This window comes from Glacieibacterium arshaanense, assembly GCF_004681125.1.
Classification (GTDB): domain Bacteria; phylum Pseudomonadota; class Alphaproteobacteria; order Sphingomonadales; family Sphingomonadaceae; genus Polymorphobacter_A; species Polymorphobacter_A arshaanense.
In genome coordinates this window covers 962,004-981,909 of record NZ_SIHO01000001.1, presented here as the reverse complement: position 1 = coordinate 981,909, position 19,906 = coordinate 962,004, and the positions used below count along the sequence as shown (strand labels likewise).

General features: G+C 65.0%; 21 protein-coding genes. 9 read left to right on the top strand and 12 right to left on the bottom strand.

Annotation, left to right across the window (positions count from 1 at the left end; genetic code table 11):
* Window positions 1–70: 70 nt before the first annotated feature.
* The 6 genes from EUV02_RS04515 to hisI form a co-directional block, all read right to left on the bottom strand.
* A complete protein-coding gene (locus EUV02_RS04515) occupies window positions 71–1,282 on the bottom strand; it encodes an acetyl-CoA C-acetyltransferase (protein ID WP_135244994.1) in 1,212 nt (403 codons plus the stop codon).
* Between the two features lie 76 nt (window positions 1,283–1,358).
* Window positions 1,359–3,152, bottom strand: a complete 1,794-nt coding sequence (locus EUV02_RS04510) for an acyl-CoA dehydrogenase C-terminal domain-containing protein (RefSeq protein ID WP_135244993.1) — start codon at window positions 3,150–3,152, stop codon at window positions 1,359–1,361.
* Between the two features lie 31 nt (window positions 3,153–3,183).
* Window positions 3,184–3,624 carry a MerR family transcriptional regulator gene (locus tag EUV02_RS04505; RefSeq protein ID WP_135244992.1) on the bottom strand — a complete coding sequence of 147 codons (441 nt, stop codon included), beginning with the start codon at window positions 3,622–3,624 and terminating at the stop codon, window positions 3,184–3,186.
* A gap of 50 nt (window positions 3,625–3,674) precedes the next feature.
* A complete protein-coding gene (locus tag EUV02_RS04500) occupies window positions 3,675–4,886 on the bottom strand; it encodes a cytochrome P450 (protein WP_135244991.1) in 1,212 nt (403 codons plus the stop codon).
* A 51-nt stretch (window positions 4,887–4,937) separates the two neighbouring features.
* Window positions 4,938–5,579, bottom strand: a complete 642-nt coding sequence (locus tag EUV02_RS04495) for an NAD(P)H-binding protein (RefSeq protein WP_135244990.1) — start codon at window positions 5,577–5,579, stop codon at window positions 4,938–4,940.
* Window positions 5,576–5,941 carry a phosphoribosyl-AMP cyclohydrolase gene (gene hisI / locus EUV02_RS04490; protein ID WP_135244989.1) on the bottom strand — a complete coding sequence of 122 codons (366 nt, stop codon included), beginning with the start codon at window positions 5,939–5,941 and terminating at the stop codon, window positions 5,576–5,578. Before hisI ends, EUV02_RS04495 begins: the two co-directional genes overlap by 4 nt.
* Before the next feature lie 111 nt (window positions 5,942–6,052).
* Here hisI and purF point away from each other — a divergent pair, with 111 nt between their 5' ends.
* The 4 genes from purF (at window position 6,053) to EUV02_RS04470 (ending at window position 10,156) form a co-directional block, all read left to right on the top strand.
* A complete protein-coding gene (gene purF, locus EUV02_RS04485) occupies window positions 6,053–7,525 on the top strand; it encodes an amidophosphoribosyltransferase (RefSeq protein WP_135244988.1) in 1,473 nt (490 codons plus the stop codon).
* Window positions 7,526–7,646: 121 nt separating this feature from the next.
* A complete protein-coding gene (locus EUV02_RS04480; RefSeq protein WP_135244987.1) occupies window positions 7,647–8,345 on the top strand; it encodes an SDR family NAD(P)-dependent oxidoreductase in 699 nt (232 codons plus the stop codon).
* 270 nt (window positions 8,346–8,615) lie between these two features.
* Window positions 8,616–9,236, top strand: a complete 621-nt coding sequence (locus tag EUV02_RS04475) for a PEPxxWA-CTERM sorting domain-containing protein (RefSeq protein WP_135244986.1) — start codon at window positions 8,616–8,618, stop codon at window positions 9,234–9,236.
* A 167-nt stretch (window positions 9,237–9,403) separates the two neighbouring features.
* Window positions 9,404–10,156: a hypothetical protein gene (locus tag EUV02_RS04470; RefSeq protein ID WP_135244985.1), complete on the top strand. Its 753-nt coding sequence runs from the start codon at window positions 9,404–9,406 to the stop codon at window positions 10,154–10,156.
* Here EUV02_RS04470 and def read toward each other — a convergent pair.
* From def to recR, 3 genes are all read right to left on the bottom strand, one after another.
* Complete coding sequence (def, locus tag EUV02_RS04465) at window positions 10,119–10,673, bottom strand: peptide deformylase (protein WP_135244984.1); 555 nt, start codon at window positions 10,671–10,673, stop codon at window positions 10,119–10,121. The genes EUV02_RS04470 and def overlap by 38 nt on opposite strands.
* Window positions 10,674–10,716: 43 nt before the next feature.
* A complete protein-coding gene (locus tag EUV02_RS04460) occupies window positions 10,717–11,112 on the bottom strand; it encodes an endonuclease domain-containing protein (protein WP_207790106.1) in 396 nt (131 codons plus the stop codon).
* 129 nt (window positions 11,113–11,241) lie between these two features.
* Window positions 11,242–11,838: a recombination mediator RecR gene (gene recR / locus EUV02_RS04455; RefSeq protein ID WP_135244982.1), complete on the bottom strand. Its 597-nt coding sequence runs from the start codon at window positions 11,836–11,838 to the stop codon at window positions 11,242–11,244.
* Between the two features lie 230 nt (window positions 11,839–12,068).
* Between recR and fmt the strand changes: the two genes are divergently transcribed.
* From fmt to EUV02_RS16000, 3 genes are all read left to right on the top strand, one after another.
* A complete protein-coding gene (gene fmt, locus EUV02_RS04450; RefSeq protein WP_135244981.1) occupies window positions 12,069–12,974 on the top strand; it encodes a methionyl-tRNA formyltransferase in 906 nt (301 codons plus the stop codon).
* Complete coding sequence (gene truA, locus EUV02_RS04445; protein WP_135244980.1) at window positions 12,971–13,711, top strand: tRNA pseudouridine(38-40) synthase TruA; 741 nt, start codon at window positions 12,971–12,973, stop codon at window positions 13,709–13,711. The genes fmt and truA overlap by 4 nt, the downstream gene beginning before the upstream one ends.
* 184 nt (window positions 13,712–13,895) lie before the next feature.
* Window positions 13,896–14,021, top strand: a complete 126-nt coding sequence (locus EUV02_RS16000; protein ID WP_279379490.1) for a hypothetical protein — start codon at window positions 13,896–13,898, stop codon at window positions 14,019–14,021.
* Between the two features lie 3 nt (window positions 14,022–14,024).
* Here EUV02_RS16000 and EUV02_RS04440 read toward each other — a convergent pair whose 3' ends face one another.
* Genes EUV02_RS04440 through EUV02_RS04430 form a run of 3 tightly spaced genes read right to left on the bottom strand, consistent with a single transcriptional unit; the run spans window position 14,025 to window position 17,619 of the window.
* Window positions 14,025–15,176: an aminotransferase gene (locus tag EUV02_RS04440; protein ID WP_135244979.1), complete on the bottom strand. Its 1,152-nt coding sequence runs from the start codon at window positions 15,174–15,176 to the stop codon at window positions 14,025–14,027.
* The gene (locus EUV02_RS04435; RefSeq protein WP_243445757.1) at window positions 15,176–16,684 is read right to left on the bottom strand and encodes an alkaline phosphatase; all 1,509 of its coding nucleotides are present in this window, start codon (window positions 16,682–16,684) and stop codon (window positions 15,176–15,178) included. Before EUV02_RS04435 ends, EUV02_RS04440 begins: the two co-directional genes overlap by 1 nt.
* Entirely contained in the window at window positions 16,681–17,619 is a 939-nt protein-coding gene (locus tag EUV02_RS04430; RefSeq protein ID WP_135244977.1) for an isopenicillin N synthase family dioxygenase, read from the bottom strand. Before EUV02_RS04430 ends, EUV02_RS04435 begins: the two co-directional genes overlap by 4 nt.
* A gap of 81 nt (window positions 17,620–17,700) precedes the next feature.
* On the opposite strand from EUV02_RS04430, the gene EUV02_RS04425 reads away from it, so the two are divergent.
* Both EUV02_RS04425 and EUV02_RS04420 read left to right on the top strand, forming a co-directional pair.
* The gene (locus tag EUV02_RS04425; protein ID WP_135244976.1) at window positions 17,701–18,888 is read left to right on the top strand and encodes an acyl-CoA dehydrogenase; all 1,188 of its coding nucleotides are present in this window, start codon (window positions 17,701–17,703) and stop codon (window positions 18,886–18,888) included.
* Between the two features lie 92 nt (window positions 18,889–18,980).
* Window positions 18,981–19,874 carry a DUF481 domain-containing protein gene (locus EUV02_RS04420; RefSeq protein WP_166430495.1) on the top strand — a complete coding sequence of 298 codons (894 nt, stop codon included), beginning with the start codon at window positions 18,981–18,983 and terminating at the stop codon, window positions 19,872–19,874.
* The last annotated feature ends 32 nt before the right edge of the window (window positions 19,875–19,906 follow it).

The following is a 19,906-nucleotide window of genomic DNA, read 5'->3' as shown; positions in this document are numbered from 1 at the left end:
AGCGCTGGTCGGCCCCCGACTGCGCTCGGGATGAGCGACGCGGGGACCGGCAACCAGCGGTTTCAGGCGGTCAAATCCGTTCGATAACCGTGGCGGTGCCCATGCCGGCGCCGACGCACAGCGTCACCAGCGCGGTCTGCTTGCCGGTACGCTCGAGCTCGTCGAGTACGGTACCGAGGATCATGCCGCCGGTGGCGCCGAGCGGGTGGCCCATCGCGATGGCGCCGCCGTTGACGTTGATCTTGTCGTGCGGAATGTTCAGCGCCTGCATGTAGCGCAGCACGACGCTGGCGAACGCCTCGTTCAATTCATACAGATCGATGTCGGCGACGCTCATGCCCAGCCGCTTGAGCAACTTTTCGGTGACGAACGACGGGCCGGTCAGCATGATCGACGGTTCCGAGCCGATCGACGCCGCGCCCTTGATGCGCGCACGCGGCTTGAGGCCGTATTTCTTGCCGATTTCGGCGTTGCCGATCAGCACCGCGCTGGCGCCATCGACGATGCCGCTCGAATTGCCGCCGTGGTGGACGTGGTTGATCTTTTCGACTTCGGGATACTTGAGCATCGCGATGGCATCGAAGCCCGGCATCGCCTCGCCCATGCCCTCGAACGCCGGCGCCAGTGCGCCCAGCGACTGCATGTCGGTCTGCGGCCGCATATGCTCGTCATGGTCGAGCACGACTTCGCCGATGACATCGCGGACGCCGATGACGCTGTTCTTGAAGCGGCCCTCGGCCCAGGCGCGCGCGGCGCGCTTCTGGCTTTCCATCGCATAAGCATCGACGTCGTTACGGCTGAAACCGTACTTCGTCGCGATCAGGTCGGCGCCGATGCCCTGTGGCATGAAATAAGTCTTGTGGTTGACCGCCGGGTCCATCATCCACGCGCCGCCGTCGCTGCCCATCGGCACGCGGCTCATGCTCTCGACACCGCCGCCAATCGCGAACATCGCCTCGCCCGAAATGACTTTCGCCGCGGCCATGTTGCACGCTTCCAGCCCACTCGCGCAGAAGCGATTGACCTGCACGCCCGCCGTCGTTTCGGCATAATCGGCGTTGAGCACCGCGACGCGCGCAATATCGGCACCCTGCTCGCCCACCGGCCCGACGCAGCCGAGCACCACGTCATCAACGTCCGCCGTATCGATGCCGTTGCGGTCGCGGATGCTCTGCAGCATCTGCGTCGCCAGCTGGATCGGGGTGATTTCGTGGAGCGCGCCGTCCTTGCGGCCCTTGCCGCGCGGGGTGCGGACCGCGTCGTAGATGAAGGCTTCAGCCATGGTCAGTCTCCCAAACGAACAGAATTAGAAAGGGCCTCCGGCGGGCAGGCCTGAGGCCTGCACCCGATTGAAGGGACTAAAACGCTTCCGCTGGCATCGCCATCATCGCGGCGCTGCCGGCTTCGATCTTGCGACGCAGCGCCCCGCAATCGGGGAAGTTGCGTTCGGCGAAATAGCGTGCGGTGATCAGCTTGGCTTCGAAGAACGGCTTGTCGCTGCTGCCGGCGTCGAGCGCGGCGTGGCTGGCGATGGCCATGCGCAGCCACATCTCGCCCAGCGCGACAATGCCCATCAGGTGCAGATAGGCGGTTGCGCCGGCACCGGCATTGTCGGGATTGGTCATGCCGTTCTGCATCAGCCACATCGTCGCGGCCTGCAGTTCGCCCGCGGCCTTCTCCAGACCCGTCGCCAGCGCTTCGGTGCGCGGATCGGCTTTGCCTGACGCAACATTCTCGGCAATCAGTCCGAGATAGGCGCGCAAGCCGCGGCCACCGTTCATCGCCAGCTTGCGGCCGACAAGGTCCATCGCCTGGATGCCGTTGGTGCCTTCGTAGATCTGCGCAATGCGCGCATCACGAACGAACTGCTCCATGCCCCATTCGGCGATATAACCGTGGCCGCCGTAAACCTGCTGCGACGTCGTGGCGATTTCATAGCCCTTGTCGGTGCAATAGCCCTTGATGACCGGCGTCAGCAGCGAGATCAGGTCGTCGGCAAGTTCGCGTTCTTCGGGCGTTGCCGCCTTGTGCGCGAGGTCAACCTGCAATCCGCCCCACAGGATCAGCGCCCGTGCGCCCTCGATGAAGGCGCGGCCGTCCATCAGCATGCGCCGCACATCCGGGTGCACCATCAGCGGATCGGCCTTGGCGTCGGGGTTCTTGGCGCCGGTCAGCGCGCGGCCCTGCAAGCGGTCGCGGGCATAGGTCACGGCGTTCTGGTAGGCGACTTCGGCCTGCGCCAGCCCCTGCACGCCGACGCCCAGTCGCGCCGCGTTCATCATGATGAACATGGCGCGCAGGCCCTTCATCTCCTCGCCGAGCAGATAACCGGTGGCGCCGTCATAGTTCATCACGCAGGTGGCGTTGGCGTGGATGCCCATCTTGTGCTCGATCGAGCCGCACGACACGCCGTTGCGCGCGCCCAGCGTACCGTCGGCGTTGACGAGGAACTTCGGCACCAGGAACAGCGAGATGCCCTTGACGCTGTCGGGCGCGTCGGGGGTCTTCGCCAGCACGAGGTGGATGATGTTTTCCGACAGGTCATGTTCGCCCGCCGAGATGAAAATCTTGGTGCCGCTGATCTTGTAGCTACCGTCGGCCTGCGGCTCGGCGCGCGTGCGGATAAGGCCGAGGTCGGTGCCGCACTGCGGCTCGGTCAGGTTCATCGTGCCGGTCCAGCGGCCGTGGACCATGTTGGGCAGGAAGCGCTCCTTCAGCTCCGGCGAGCCGACCGCCATGATCGCCGCCTGCGCGCCCTCGTTGAGGCCGGGGTACATGGCAAACGCCATGTTGGCGCTCGCCGAAAATTCCTGGAACACCGTGCCGATGATGTGCGGCATCCCCTGCCCGCCATAGTCCGACGGCGCCATCAATGTGCCCCAGCCGCCTTCGACGAACGCGTCATACGCCGCCTTGAAGCCGTCAGGGGTGGTGACGCTGCCATCGGCGTGGCGCGTGCAGCCCTGCAGGTCGCCTGAATGGTTGATCGGCGCCAGCACGCCTTCGCAGAACTTGCCGCCTTCTTCGACCACCGCCTGCACGACATCGGGGGTCGCATCGGCAAAGCCCGGCAGGTTCGAATGCGCGTCGAGCTTGCAGACCGACTGCAACACGAACAGCGTGTCCTTCACGGGAGCGCGGTAGCTGGGCATGTGAAAATCCTAGTTGGTGGCCGTTTTGGCCTCAGTTTGTCGCCGTGTCGGCAATCAGGCTTTCGACCATGTCGGCAAATTGCTGCAACTCGTCGATCGTCGCATCGATATCGGCGCGCTGTTCGGCCAGCGCGGCAATGCGCGTCTGGCATTTTTCGATAGTGACGCGGCGCTGCTGCACGCGGCCGTCGCCGACATCGTACAGGTCAATCATCTCGCGGATTTCGGCCAGGCTGAACCCGACATTCTTGGCGCGCAAAATCCACGCCAGCCGCGCCCGGTCGCGCCGCGAATAGACGCGGTTCTGACCCTGCCGCTGCGGCGAGATCAGGCCCTGGTCCTCGTAGAATCGGATGGCGCGCGGCGTGATGGCAAAGCCCGTCGCGAGATCGGTGATGGTAAAACTTTCGGCATCCCCGGGCGGTGCGGGAATGGCGACAGTGGCGAAGTTCTCAAGCGTTTCTGGAGGCATGGAACCTAATTAGTTTACGTTAACGTCAGGGTCAAGAATACGGGTGTGTTTCAAGCCTTCACCCAAAGCGCCTTGACGCCGTTGAACGCCGCCGAAATGTTGCGCTCGATCGGCTGTCCGGCCAGCGCCAAATCGGGGAAGCGCGCCAGCAACCGCGACAGCGCGATTTCCGCCTCGGCGCGCGCCAGCGGCGCCCCCAGACAGAAGTGCACGCCGCCGCCGAACGCGAAGTGCGTCTTGTCGAGCCGGTCGATGTCAAAGCTCAGCGGATTGCTGTGCACCGTTGGGTCCTGCCCCGCCGCCATCAGGAACGGCGTGATCGCAGCGCCTTCGGCAAGTTCGATGCCGCCAACCGCCCGCGGACTGGTGGCAATCCGCAGTGACTGCATGACCGGCGGGTCAAGGCGCAGCGTCTCTTCGATCGCATCGACGATCCGCGCCGGCGCGGCCATGACCTTGGCGCGCTGCTCGGGGTTTTGGAGCAGCGCCAGCACGGTATTGCCGATAAGGTCGGTGGTGGTCAGGTTCCCTGCCAGCAGCAGCAGGTTGCACATCGTGATGATTTCCTGCGTGCTCAACCGGTCGCCGTTGTCCTCCACCGCGATCAACGCGCTGATCAGGTCGTCACGCGGCGTGGCGCGGCGTTCGGCAATCGCGCGGGCAAAATAGGCGCTGAGCTCGTCGGCATTGACCTTGAGTTGGGCCAGATGCTCCGGCGTCCGCAACGGCGAGAAAACATTGGCGAGGCCCTTCGACCAGCGCCGGAAGTCGGCACGGTCCGCGGCACCGACGCCGAGCATTTCGGCAATGACGATGATCGGCAGCGGCGAGGCATAGTCCTCGATCAGGTCGAATTGTTCGGCGTCGGCAACCGCATCGAGCAACGCGTCGGCCACGACGGCTATATGCGGCCGCATGCCCTCGATCGCGCGGGCGTTGAAGGCATGCGTCACCAGCCGCCGCAGCCGCGCATGGTCGGGATCGTCGAGCGCCAGCATCGAGCGCGGTGCGTCACGGTCCTCTGCAGTCATCAGGCGCTGCACGATCGAATCGGGCGCGGCCTTGCGGTTATCGACCGAAAAACTGCGATCCTTGAGCACGGCAGCAACATCGGCGGCGCGGGTCAGCACGACGCGACCGAGCGTCGTGTCGCGATGGACAGGCTCGGCTTGCCGCAACAGGTCAAAATATTCGTGCGGACGGTTGCGAAACGTCTCGTCGAAAACCGTCAACTGCAGGCCCGTCGGTACGGCCGTGGTCATCGCATCCCTCCCCGCCGCCGGACTTTCTGCCCGGTCTGGCCTCGACAATGTCTAGGCTTTCGCCAGTTTACGCAATTCCCCGTTTTGATGGACGAAGCGCCCCGGCGTCTGCAGCTTCGCCAGCTTCACGATTGCAGCGGCAATTACATCGGCAGCAATCCCGCCGTAGCGCTCCGCCGGCCCGAACAGCAGCGGGTTGAGCCACGGCGCTGCAGCCTGGAACATCGCCTCCGCCGGGCGCCGGTCGGGGCGCGGGCCGAGGATCAGTCCCGGCTGGATGACATCGAAGCGCGCGAAGTTCATTACGCCGATGTCGCGTTCGACCTCGCCCTTCACCCGCGAATAGAACACCGGCGACGCCGCACTGGCGCCGACCGAGCTGATCAGGACGAAATGCGTGACGCCGGCAGCCTGCGCCGCACGCGCAAACGCCAGCACCGCGTCATAGTCGACGGCACGGAACGCCGGCTGGCTGCCGGCAATGCGGATGGTGGTGCCGAGCGCGCAGATCGCCACATCGGCCTTGGGCAGCGGTGGCAGCGCGGCGAAGTCGGCAATGACCTCGGTCAACGCCGGTGCGGTCTTGCCCGTCGCGCGCCTTGCAACAGCCACGACCGGTGTACCGGCCGCGCATAGCAAATCGAGCACGCGCGACCCGACCAGCCCGGTGGCCCCGGCAAGCAGCACGCTCATGCCTCGCGCACCAGCTTGCCGTCCTGCAGCCGGCGGTAAAAGCAGCTGCGCTCGCCGGTGTGGCACGCCGGCCCGGCGGGCTTGACCTTGAGCCACAGCGCGTCCTGGTCGCAGTCGATGTGCATTTCGACGACCGTCTGGATGTTACCCGACGTGCCGCCCTTGTGCCAGACCTCGGCGCGCGACCGGCTCCAGTAATGCGCCTCGCCGGTGGCGATGGTCGCGGCCAGTGCATCGGCGTTCATGTGCGCCACCATCAGCAGCTCGCCGCTGTCGGCGTCGCTGGCGACGGCCTGGATCAGCCCGCGCTCGTCCCATTTGGGGTGGAGAACGGTCGATGTCTCGCGGTCACTGTCGCTCAATGCATGGCTCCTGTTGCAGCGATGTGACAGCTTGGGGGGAGACAAACGCCCGCGCCGCCACTATATGGCCCGAACGCTATAGCTGATGCGCGCAATGCTTGGGGAGTCCCGATGGACCTCACGACACTTCCTTTTGGCAATCCATTCGATGATGACAAGCTTCACGAAGAGTGCGGGGTCATCGGTGTCTACGGCAGCGAAGGCGCCGCAGCGCTGACCGCGCTCGGCCTGCACGCGCTGCAGCACCGCGGCCAGGAAGCCGCCGGCATCACCACTTTCGACGGCAAGGACTTCCACACGCACCGCGCGATGGGCCATGTCGCGGGTAACTTCGACAGCGAGGAAGTCATCCGGCGCCTCGTCGGCGATATCGCCATCGGTCACAACCGCTACTCGACCACCGGCGAGACCGCGCTGCGCAACGTCCAGCCGCTTTACGCCGAGCTCGCCTCGGGCGGCTTTGCGGTGGCGCACAACGGCAACATCTCGAATTCGGTCAAGCTGCGCCGCGAACTCATCCGCCGGGGCAGCATCTTCCAGTCGACCAGCGACACCGAAGTCATCATCCACCTCGTCGCCACCAGCACCTACCGGACGCTGCTCGACAAGTTCATCGATGCGCTGAAGCAGGTCGAAGGCGCCTACAGCCTCGTCTGCCTGACCGGCGAAGGCATGATCGCCTGCCGCGACCCGCTCGGCGTCCGGCCGCTGGTGCTCGGCCGCTTGGGCGACGCCTATATCTTCGCGTCGGAAACCGTGGCGCTCGATGTTGTCGGTGCCACCTTCCTGCGCTCGGTCGAACCCGGCGAAATGGTTGTCGTTTCCCCACGCGGTCTGCGCTCGCTGCGGCCGTTCGGCGTCATGCGCCCGCGCCCGTGCATTTTCGAACACGTCTATTTCAGCCGCCCCGACTCGGTCGTCGACGGCTCGTCGGTCTATCAGGTCCGCAAGAAGATCGGCGCGCAGCTCGCCATCGAAAGTCCGGTCGATGCCGACATGGTCGTCCCCGTCCCCGATTCGGGCACGCCGGCCGCCATCGGCTACGCGCAGGAATCGGGGCTGCCGTTCGAACTCGGCATCATCCGCAGCCACTATGTCGGCCGCACCTTCATCCAGCCCGGCGACCAGATCCGCAACCTCGGCGTCAAGCTCAAGCACAACGCCAACCGTGCGATGATCGACGGCAAGCGCATCGTGCTGATCGATGACTCCATCGTCCGTGGCACTACCAGCCTGAAGATCGTCCAGATGCTCCGCGACGCCGGCGCCGCCGAAGTCCACATGCGCATCGCCAGCCCGCCGACGCGCCACAGCTGCTTCTACGGCGTCGACACCCCCGAACGTTCAAAGCTGCTCGCCGCCAACATGGATGTCGAGCGCATGCGCGAATACATCAAGGTCGACAGCTTGGCGTTCCTGTCGATCGACGGCCTTTACCGCGCACTCGGCGAAGACCTGCGCCTCGATGACGCCCCGCAGTACTGCGATGCCTGCTTCACCGGCGATTACCCGACCCGCCTCACCGATTTCGAGGAGGCCGAGGTTCCCGACCAGTTGAGCATGCTTGCCGAGAGAATGATTTAAAGGGCCTCCGGCGGGCAGGGTCTAGACCCTGCACCCATTTGAAGAGCGCACAGTAATTGGGTGCAGGGGTCACCCCTGCCCGCCGGAGGCCCTTCCCCTTCCCGCTTTATGGACTGAACTGATGGACCTCACCGGAAAAATCGCGCTCGTTACCGGCGCCAGCCGCGGCATCGGCGCCGCCACCGCCGAAGCGCTCGCCAAAGCCGGCGCGCATGTCGTGCTGACCGCGCGCACCGAAGCCGGGCTGGTCGAAGTCGAAGACCGCATCCATGCCGCCGGCGGCACCGCCACTATCGCACCGATGGACCTGCGCGAATTCGACGGCATCGACCGGCTCGCCGGCGCGCTCGCCAACCGCTGGGGCAAGCTCGACATTCTGGTGCTCAACGCTTCGACGCTGGGCACGCTGACCCCCGTGCCGCATATTGCGCTCAAGGAGTGGGAACAGGTCGTATCGCTCAACCTGACCGCCAATTTCCGCATGATCCGCGCCTTTGACACGCTGCTGCGCGCCAGCGACGCCGGGCGGCTGGTCGCCGTCACCAGCAGCCTCGCGGTTGCCCCGCGCGCCTATTGGGGTAGCTACGCCGCGACCAAGGCCGCGCTCGAAAGCCTGGTCGCCACTTATGCCGCCGAAATCATGAACATCACCCAGGTCCGCGCCATCAGCTTCGACCCGCGCGCCACCGCCACCACGATGCGCGCCCGCGCCTTCCCCGGCGAAGATGCGACAACGCTCAAGACCCCCGCCGATGTCGCGGCGGTGCTGGTCAAGCTGCTGCAGGACGATTTCGAAACCGGCGGACGCGTCGCCTACTGAGCGACTTTCGGCCGTAGTCCCGGCCTCCAAAGCATGGCAGCAAGTCGACACAGCGTGCCCATGCGCGCGCTAATCGGCAGGATTGTGTCAATATTCTTTACACAATTTTGTCGCATAAATATTAACTATTTCACAACCTGCTGAAACAATAACGCTCTTTTGTGGCTAATGAATTGGCATGAATATTGCTTAAAGTTGAGTGCAGACATTCTTGGTGAGAAGCACAGGGGACGTCTGCAAATATCCACGAGACTTCAACAGGGGACCAATATGAAGGCTTTACACATGGTTGCTGGCGCTTTGGCGCTGGCAGCGGCGGGCGCGGCACAGGCAGTCGTCATCACGCCGGCCGTCGAATATACCTCCGCCGGCACGCTGAGCGACAGTCGCCCGTTCACGCTCGGCTATTCATTCTCGCTCAGTGGTCCCGTCACAATCAACGCGCTCGGCTATTGGGACAACGGCCGCGGCAGCAACCATCAGGTTGGCATCTGGGATTCGGCCGGCACGCTGCTGACGTCGACCACGGTGCTCGGCACCGATCCGGTTGTCGGTCACTTTGTCTGGGGCGCGATCCCGACCTACACGCTCGGCGCCGGTCGCTATGTCATCGGTGGCGAGTTCCTGGGTGACGGCACGTTCAACTCGTTCGCTACGGGCATCGTGTCGATCCCCGAATACACCTATGGCGGCGATTTGCAGATCTTCGGTTCGGGCCTCAATTTCCCGACCAATGGCACCGGTGGCACCTACGGCCAAAACGGCATCTTCGAAGTCAGCTTCTCGGTTGGCGGCGGTGCGGTTCCCGAACCCGCCAGCTGGGCGCTGATGATCGTCGGCTTCGGCATGGTCGGCGCGACGCTGCGCCGCCGGACGCGCGCGATCGCTTAATCGCAGGTCGCTGCAACGATGAAGGGCGCGGCCGCCAACGCCGCGCCCTTTTTCGTGTTCGCCAGCGAACCATGCCGCGTGTCCTGCTACCGTGCCGGTGCAGTTCTGGTAAAATTGCCGGTTGGCGAACAACGTGCTAAAAATGCGCCTATAACATGGAGGGTCCGATGGGCATCATGTTGCGCAGCGTTGCAGTCCTGACGGCTCTGCTCGCCACGCCGGTTCTGGCGAACATCAAGATTGCCACATTCAGGAGCACGCTCGCCAGCGGCTATGATCGTGCTGGCTTGTTCGGCGCACCCGGCACCGATCTCACCGGCAAGGAATATACGACGGTCTATCGCTATGATCTGGCGATTGGCGACCATAACCCGATGCCCGGCGTATCCGAGCTTCTCGAGGGCCGTTGGCAGTGCAATCCGATCCTCGATGTTGCCGTGACGATCAACGGCATTTCACAGCACCTGCCGCAGATCGACTTTTTCGACCCCGATGCCCGCGGCTGCGACACTTACGACCATTATTATATGGCGGAATCCTATGGCGCGGTCGAAGTCGGGCTGACCGACTATTACTCGATCGCGCGTTTCAGCAATTATGGCTGGGGCCAGGCCCTGATTTTCAACAATGTGGCGTTGAAACCGATGCCAACCCAGCTCGATTTCGTTTCCCCGACAAGGCGCTTCACCGATCATGGCGGCGGCTTCAGCCTGAACCTCAACGGACACCGGCAGGCTGACGCCTATGGCACCAGCGCGGGTGCCGTGAAATTCAGCGTGCGCGACGAGATGCCGGTGGTGCCCGGGGTTCCCGAGACGGCAGGTTGGACCATGATGCTTGGCGGTTTTGCCGCAACCGGTACCGTGTTGCGCCGCCGCCGCGCTACTTGCCCTTGCGCGCCTTCGTCAGCTTTTTCATGATCATGTCGCGCTTGAGCTTCGACAGATGGTCGACGAACAATATGCCGTCGAGGTGATCCATCTCGTGCTGCAAACAGGTCGCCAGCAGCCCGTCGAGTTCCTGCTCATGCGCGGCGCCGTCATAACCCAGCCACTTGACCCGCACCCGCGCCGGCCGTTCGACATCGCCGTACATTTCGGGAACTGACAGGCAGCCCTCGTTGTAGACGCCGTACTCCTCGGACTCCCAGACGATCTCGGGATTGACGAAATACCGCGGCTCGCGAACGTCGTGCGCCTCGGCCTCGATCTCGTTGCCCTCGTCATCCACCGGCGTGATGCGGCGCTGCAGGTCGATGACCAGGATGCGTTCGGGCACGCCGACCTGGATCGCTGCGAGCCCGATACCGGGTGCATCGTACATGGTTTCCAGCATGTCATCCATCAGCTGGCGGTGCGCGTCGGTGACGCTCGCCACCGGCGCCGAAATCAGCCGCAGCTTGGGATCGGGAATTTCAAGGATCGGGAGAATAGCCATGGCGCGCTAGCTAGGTAGTCCGACGCCGCCGGTCAAGCGCCGCCTATCCTCCCTCCCCCTTGCGGGGAGGGCGACTCGCGGCGCGCGAGCGGGGTGGGGGTGCCACCCCCAACACCTGCACCAACGTCCGCCAAACCGCCTCGCGCTCGGTCAAAACGGTTTGATTGGCAAATCGCAGCACCCGATATCCCTGCCCGGCGAACCAGCCACTGCGCGCCGAGTCCCCCGCAAACGTCTGGTCATGCGAAGCCCCATCACATTCGATGACCAATCGCGCAGAAAACGATGCGAAATCGGCGATGTAGCGGCCTTCGAACGCCACCTGACGGCGAAAATGCCATGTCGCCAGCGGCGGCGTACGCAGAATATTCCACATGGCGCGCTCGGCAGGCGTTGCAGCGTTGCGCATGGCGCGGGCGCGCGGGTGCAGGTCGGTCATACAGCCAAGCATGCGCGTGGTTTGGCAGTTGCGGCAAGCGGGTTTGGCGTGTGTTGGCGTGACGGTGGCACCCCCACCCCGCTCAGCCTCCGGCTGAGTCGCCCTCCCCGCAGGGGGGAGGGAGAAGGTTCAGTCGACCAGCCGCCGCGCCCGCAGCGCCTGCGCCAATGTCCCCTCGTCGAGGTAATCGAGCTCGCCACCCACCGGCATGCCGTGCGCCAGCTGCATGACGCGCACGCCCAGCCCGCGCAGTTGCTCGGCGATGTAGTGCATTGTCGTCGCCCCCTCGATCGTCGCGTTCATCGCCAGTACGACTTCCTCGATGCCGCCGGCGCGCACCCGCGCCACCAGCGCCGCGATGCTCAAATCCTCGGGCGTCACGCCATCGAGCGCTGACAAGCGGCCGCCGAGCACATGGAACCGCCCCGGAAACAGCCGCGACCGGTCGAGCGCCCATAAATCGGCGACCTCCTCGACAACGCACAGCTGCCGAACATCGCGCCGCGGATCGGTGCACACGCCGCACGGATTGCGCGTATCGACATTGCCGCAAATCTCGCACGTCGACAGATTGGCCGCGACCGACTGCAACGCCGCAATCAATGGCACCAGCGCCGTCTCGCGCCGCTTCAATAGATGCAAAACCGCACGCCGCGCCGACCGTGGCCCCAGCCCCGGCAGCCGTGCCAGCGCCTGCGCCAGCGCATCGATTTCGGGAGACGACATGGCGTTAGCTATGCCGTCGTGCGGCAGCGATGGCAATGGCAGGAAAGAGCCTCCGGCGGGCAGGGCCTTGGCCCTGCACCCGATTGATTGCGGTGCAGCCTGGCGCCACGTCGATGTACGTTGAACCGCCCCAAAAAATCGGGTGCAGGGGCAAGCCCCTGCCCGCCGGAGGCCCTTCAGCTTGCACACCAACTTTGCACGCGCGCCGCGACAGGTATAAAGCACCGCGCATGCGTATTGCCTTCATGGGAACCCCGGATTTTGCCGTGCCGACGCTTGATGCGCTCGTTGCGGCCGGGCATGACGTGGTGGCGGTGTATTGCCAGCCGCCGCGCGTGGCGGGGCGTGGTCACAAGCTCAGCCCCTCGCCGGTCCAGCGCCGCGCCGAGGCGTTGGGGATTCCGGTGCGCACGCCGGTCAATTTCAAGGATCCTGCCGATGTCGTGGCGTTTGCCGAACTGACGCTCGATGTCGCCGTGGTCGCGGCCTACGGCCTGATCCTGCCGCAAGCGTTGCTCGATGCGCCGCGTTACGGCTGCATCAATGTCCATGGCTCGCTGCTGCCGCGCTGGCGCGGCGCGGCGCCGGTGCAGCGCGCGATTGCTGCGGGTGACCTGGCGACGGGTGTCACCATCATGCAGATGGAGCGCGGGCTCGACACTGGCCCGATGTGGCGTTCGGCAGTGATCGAGATCGAGACCAAGACCGCCGGCGATCTCACTGCCGAAATCGCCATGCTCGGCGCGCGCTTGCTCGTCGAAACGCTGGATTTGCTCGGCACGCAGCGCCCCGAGCCGCAGCCCGAAACCGGCGTCACCTATGCCCACAAGATCGACAAGGCCGAAGCCCGGCTCGACCTCGCCCAGCCGGCGCTGGTCCTCGAACGGCTGGTGCGCGCCTATAACCCTGCACCGGGCGCCTTTATCGAACTCGCCGGCGAGCGCCTCAAGCTGCTCGCCGTCGATGTCGTCGCAGCGCGCGGCACGCCGGGCACCGTCCTCGATGACCGGCTGACCTTGGCGTGCGGCGTCGATGCCATTCGCCCGACGCTGGTGCAGCGCGCCGGCAAGCCGGTGATGGCGACCGCGGCGCTGCTCAACGGCTGGACCATCACGCCGGGCACGCACGTCGCGTGACGCGTTTCCGGTTGACCATCGAATATGACGGCCGGCCGTTCGTCGGCTGGCAGCGGCAGGCGAGTGGCGCCAGCGTCCAGGGCGCCATCGAGGCGGCCATCCACGCCGTCACCGGCGAAACCGTGCTGGTCTATGGCGCCGGCCGCACCGACGCCGGGGTGCACGCCCGCGCGATGGTCGCGCATGTCGATGTCGAACGCGACATCGCCGCGTACCGGCTGATGGCGGCGATCAACGCCAAGCTGCCCCCCGCCCCGGTCGCCATCACCGATTGCACCGTAGCCGACCCCGAATTCCACGCACGCTTTGATTGCACCGCACGCAGCTATCAATACCGCATCATCAACCGCCGCGCGCCGCTGACCGTCGACCGCGGGCTGGCGTGGCGCGTGCCGCAGCCACTCGATGCCGACGCCATGCATGACGCGGCGCAACTGCTCGTCGGGCGGCATGATTTCACCACTTTCCGCAGCGCGCATTGCCAGTCGGCGAGCCCGGTCAAGACGCTCGACCACATCTCGGTGCGCCGCGACGGTGACGCGGTGCTGATCGAAACCGGCGCGCGGTCGTTCCTGCACCATCAGGTGCGCTCGATGGTCGGCTGCCTCAAGCTGGTGGGCCATGGCGGCTGGAGCGCGGCGACGCTTGGCGCGGCACTCGCGGCGCGCAACCGTGCGGCACTGGGGTTCAACGCCCCGCCCGATGGCCTGACATTCCTGACCGCGCGTTACGACTGAACCGCTGCTTGGGCTTGCCCTAACCGAGTCAGAAAATATTACAATCGCGTGTCACACGAACTGGCTTGAATGAAGCGATATCAAGCACTTGTATCAGCGCAGATTCTGGCATGCTTTTTGCGTCATTTGATACAGGGGTCGGAATCATGCGGCGTGGCTGCATGGATGGGTTCGAGAGTTTGCTGTGGTCGATTTTGGTTTCCACAAGCGCATCGCGCAAAGTGGTGTGTTCGTCTGGCTGGTCGGGCTGGTTGTCGGCACTGGCGTCGGTTTGTTGCTGGTGTATCTGCTGCTCAACTACAACGCCTGACGCCTAGGCCAGCCGCGCCCGCGTCGTCGCCAGCCGCGCGGCAGCCGCGTCGAGTGTCGCATCCGATTTCGCAAAGCATAGCCGCACATGGTTGAATGACGGCGCCTCGGCGTAGAAGGCCGACACCGGGATGGCCGCAACGCCGTCGACCAGCGTTTCATCGCAGAATTGTACATCGCCCAGCGCCAGCCCCGAGGCGGCGAGGTCGATCGACATGAAATAGGTGCCGACGCTCGGCGCCACCGCATAGCCGGCGGCTTCAAGCGCCGCGCGCAACCGGTCGCGCGAGCGCTGCAGATCGGCGTGCATCGCGGTGAAGCTGTCGGCGGGCTTACCCAGCCCATAGGTCACCGCGTGTTGCAGATTGGGGGCCGTCGTGAATGTCAGGAACTGGTGCGCCCGGGCAATCGCCTGTGACAGCGCCGGACAGGCGCAAATCCAGCCGACCTTCCAGCCGGTCAGCGCGAAAATCTTGCCCGCCGAGCCGATCTTGACACAGCGCTCGCGCATCCCCGGTAGCGCCAGCAGCGGCAGGTGCGCGGTGCCGTCGAACACCACATGCTCCCAGACCTCGTCGCACAGCGCGACGCAATCGAAGCGCCGGCAATAGTCGGCAATGACGGCGAGCGACTGCGCATTGAGCATCGACCCCGTTGGATTATGCGGCGTATTCAATACGACCAGCGCGGTCTTTGCGTTAAAAACTTCGGCCAACATGGCGTCCGTGACCTGCCAGTCGGGTGCCTGCAGATTGACCAGCCGCGCAATGCCGCCGGCCTGGCGCACCATCGGCAGATAGCTGTCGTACATCGGCTGCAGCAGCACCACCTCGTCACCGGGACGCACCAGCGCGAGGATCGACGCGGCCAGCGCCTCGGTCGCGCCCGAGGTGACGATAATTTCGTCCGGCGTCAGGTCGAGGCCCTGGTGCGCACTGTAATGTGCCGCCACCGCCGCACGCAGCCCGGGCAGCCCCGACATCGGCGGATACTGGTTCGACTCATTGAACAAAGCGTCCGCCGCCGCCTGCAGCACATCACGCGGCCCCTGCGCATCGGGGAAGCCCTGCCCAAGGTTGATCGCCCCGGTCGCGCGGGCGCGCGCCGACATCGCCTCGAAAATTGTCGTCGGCATATTGGCGTAGAACGGGTTCATTACTGCCAGCCGAGCGCCTGTGCCATGATGTGGAAAATGACGTTCTGCTCGATGACACCGCCGACGAGGTTTGACGACGGGCCGGTGGCGAAAAGTGCGACATCCTCGCCGCCATGACTTTCGCTGCCGGTGCCGTGGAGCTTGTCGGAGATGTAGTTCTTGTCGGTGGGCGCGAGGCGCGGCGACAGCTTCTGGCCTTCGATGGTGCCGCTCCACGGGCCGCTCTGATAGCCGAGCGTCGTCATCGGCTGGCCGTGATCGTCGATCGAGTCGCCATCTTCGTCGAGCCCGTCGCCGCCCTCGCCCGCCGGCGTCGGCCGGATATAGCCGAGAATGTCATTGCCGCGTTGCGGATAGCCCGAAATTGTCAGCGTATGGCTGTGATCGGCAGTGACCAGCACCAGTGTTTCATCAAGATTGATTTGCTTGAGTGCCGCGGCAATCGCCTGCGAGAATTGCTGCGTTTCGCTGAGCGCACGGTAGGGGTTGCTGGCGTGGTGCGCATGATCGATGCGCCCGCCCTCGATCATCAGATAATAGCCCTTGGGCGAGCTGGCGGCGAGCCTGGCGATGGCAAACGTCGTCATTTCGGTCAGGCTCGGCTGCTTCGCCGCATCACGATCGGTTTCGTACGACATGTGATCGGGGCTGAACAGGCCGAGCACCGGCCCCGCTGTAGTCGGCTTGAGCGCGCGCAGTGCGGCCGCGTCGCCGAGATAATGGCCGGCCGGGTAGCGCGCGCTCCATACCGCGACGAGGTCCTTGCCGTCATCGCGCGAGCCGCCGGCGTCCTTGGGCTGGAACTTGGCGCGACCGCCACCCATCGCGAGATCGATGCCGTTGCCGAAGCGGAAATTGACGAGCTGGCTGGCGATATCGGGGCAGCCGGCGGCGCGGTCCTTCGCCGGGAAGGTCGCGTCGGCACCTTCCCAGTTGCGGTTGGGGACGTGGGCGTAGACGGCGGCAGGAGTCGCGTGCGTCAGCCGCGTGTTGGTCACCACGCCGACCGACATGCCCTGGCCCTTGGCGATTTCGGCCAGCGTCCGCGGCCACGCATCGGGCGTCGCGCACGCCGTTGCAGTCTGGTCCTGGCGGAAGTTGATATAACCAATGCGCGTCTTGATGCCGGTGTTCATTGCCGACGCTGTGCCAGCCGAATCAGGGACTTGCGCGTCGGTGTTATAGGTCTTTACCAACGCGCTGAACGGCAGCTTCTCGAACGACAGGCTGTTTTCCTCGCCCAAAGCCTTGGTGCCGGCCTTGCGCGCGCGCTCCTGCGCGTCGAAAATGCGCGCCGCGGTGATCGTAGAAATCCCCATGCCGTCGCCGATGAACAGGATGACGTTCTTCGCATGCGCCGGCCGGTTGACGACATGCAGCCGCGTCGCCAACGTGTCGCGCCCGACCTGCCAATAGGGATCCTGTGTCGCCGAGGTCGTCAGCACCGGCGCGGCGCCCGCCGCCGCCGTCATCAGCAGTGCCGCCAGTATCGCACGTGTCATCATCATCCGTCCCCCAACAGGCCGATTTCGCGCAACCGTTGCTGCAGATAGGCGTCGGCGCTGATCGCTTCGGGATAGCGGTCGGGCCGCGCCTTGTCGATGCACCCGGGCAGCGTCCGAATGACAAAATCCGGCGCGAAATGCAGGAAAAACGGCATCGAATAGCGCGCCCTGCCCGCCCGTTCCGGCGCCGGATTGATGACGCGGTGCGTGGTGGAGGGCAGCCGGTGGTTGGTCAGCCGCTGCAGCATGTCGCCGATGTTGCACACCAGCGCGCCGTCCGGCACCGCAATGTCGCGCCACTGGCCGGCACGGTCGCGCAACTGCAAACCCGCCTCCTCGGCGCCGAACAGCAAGGTGATGACGTTTATGTCCTCGTGCGCGGCAGCGCGTTCGCCCGCCACGCCCGGCGCCAGCGGCGGGTAATGCAGCAATCGCAACACGCCATTGCCGTCGCGCACCGGTTCGACGAAGTAATTCGCCGCCAGCCCCAGATGCAGTGCAATCGCCCGCAGCACCCGTGCCCCGGCACCGTCGAGCGCCGAAAACAACGTCCGTACCGCCGGCTCGAAATCGGCAATCTCGGCGGGCCACACATTCGGCGGCATCGCAACCGCTGCCGGATGCCCCGCCGGCAAGTCGCGCCCGGTATGCCAGAATTCCTTGAGGTCGGGGCGGTCAGCGTCCTTGGCGGTCTCGATGCCGAACGGTGTGTAGCCGCGCGCCCCGCCTTGGCCGACCAGATAGCGGCGCTTGGTAGCCTCGGGCAGCGCAAAGAATGCCGCTGCCGCCGCCTGCACGCGCGCCACCAGCGCACCATCGACGCCGTGGTCGGTGACCACCGCAAAGCCGGTGCGTTCGAACGCATCGCCGAATGCCGCCGCCGCATCACGGTCGGCAAGCGTCAGCGGGATCGGCGTGATATCGGCGGTGGCGGTCATATGTCGCTCCTAAAACCAATCGACCGCGACCGCCAGCGCGGCTAAAGCGCAGCATCAGATGATTTCGCACGAGGCAGTTACATGACCGGTACCGTCCATTGGCCAAGCTTCTCCTGGGAAGACCCGCTGCTGCTCGACAGCCTTCTGAGCGATGACGAGCGCATGATCCGCGATTCCGCTCGCGCCTTCTGCGCCGAGCACCTCGCGCCGATCGTCCGCAATGACAACCGCCACGAACAATGCGACCGCGGCCTGATGAAGAAGTTCGGCGACTATGGCCTGCTCGGCCCGACGATCACCGGCTATGGCTGCCCCGGCGTGTCGTACGTCGCCTACGGCCTGATCGCGCGCGAAGTCGAACGCGTCGACTCGGCGTACCGCTCGGCGATGTCGGTGCAGTCGAGCCTCGTGATGTGGCCGATCTACGCCTACGGCAGCGAAGAACAGCGCCAGAAATACCTGCCCAAGCTGGCGAGCGGCGAATGGATCGGCTCGTTCGGGCTGACCGAACCCGATGCCGGCTCGGACCCCGGCTCGATGAAGACCAACGCCCGCAAGACCGCGAACGGCTATGTCCTCAACGGCGCCAAGATGTGGATTACCTCGTCGCCGTTCGCCGATGTCATGGTGGTCTGGGCCAAGACCGAAGACGGCAAGATCCGCGGCTTCATCGTCGAACGCGGCGACAAGGGGCTGTCGACCCCGAAGATCGAAGGCAAGTTCGCGCTGCGCGCCTGGGTGACGGGCGAAATCGTGCTCGAAAATGTCGAAATCCCGGCCGAGCGCCTGCTGCCCAACGCCGTCGGCCTCAGCGGCCCGTTTGGTTGCCTCAACAACGCGCGCTACGGCATTGCCTGGGGCGCGATGGGTGCAGCCGAGTTCTGCTGGCACGCGGCGCGGCAATACACGCTCGACCGCAAGCAGTTCGGCCGGCCACTGGCGGCAACGCAGCTCATCCAGAAGAAGCTGGCGGACATGCAGACCGAAATCACGCTGGGCCTGTCGGCGGCGCTCCATGCCGGCCGCCTGATGGACAGCCACACGCTGGCACCCGAAGCCATCAGCCTGATCAAGCGCAACAATTGCGGCAAGGCGCTTGATATCGCCCGCGTCGCGCGCGACATGCACGGCGGCAACGGCATTTCGGACGAATATGGCGTCATTCGTCACGTCATGAACCTTGAAGCGGTCAACACCTATGAGGGCACGCACGACGTCCATGCGCTGATCCTCGGCCGCGCACAGACCGGCATCCAGGCGTTCTTCTGACGGCACGTTGTCGCGCCATATCGGCTTTTTGTGGACGCTCGGCAGCCGCTTCGCTAACAGGCTGCCGGGCTCTTCAAATGGGGATATTTCCGATGCGTATTCTATTCGCCGTACCGGCGCTGGCGCTCGCTGTGCCATTCGCTGCGGCGCATGCCGAACCCGTCCCGGCGTCGGTCGCGGCGATGATCGATGCCGCCGCGGCTGACCCGGCGTCGCTCAAGACCGTTGCCGAAATCGCCAAGAAGACCAACCCGGGCTCCGCCGCCGAAATCGACGCACAGGTCGCGGCGCTCAACAAAAAGGCCGAAGAAGCCCGCGTTGCCAAGCTCGAAAGCCAGTCGTTCACCGAAGGCTGGAGCGGCGAAGGCACGATCGGCGCGTTCACCTCGAGCGGCAACACGTCGAGCACCGGTGTCGCCATCGGCGCCAAGCTGACCAAGCAGAGCCTGAAGTGGGAGAACACGCTGGCCGGCGCGGTCAACTACCAGAAGGACAACGGCGTCACCTCGCAGGAACGCTATTTCATCGGCAATGACCTGCACTACAAATTCTCGCCGCGCTTCTACGCGCTCGCCATTGTCAGCTGGGAACGCGACACCTTCGCCGGCTTCACCAGCCGCTTCAGCGAATCGCTCGGCCTCGGTTACAAGCTCATCGACACGCCGAAGGTCGTGTTGGGGCTCGAAGGCGGCCCGGCACTGCGCCAGACCAGCTATGTCATCGGCGGCAATTCGTCGGACTTCTCGGGTCGCGTCGCCGGCAATTTCATCTGGAACATCGGGCCGACTACGGCGTTCACCGAAACCGCGTCGTACTTCTTCGGCGGCGAAACCAACACCTTTACCTCGGACACCGCGCTGACCACCAAGCTCTATGGCTCGCTGTCGGCACGGATTTCGTTCTTCCTGCAGAACGAAAGCAATCCGCAGCCCGGCCTCGAAGCGACCGACACGACGACGCGCTTCACTTTGGTCTACGGCTTCTGATGCTCGCGCCGGGAAGCCAGGCCAGCTTCCCG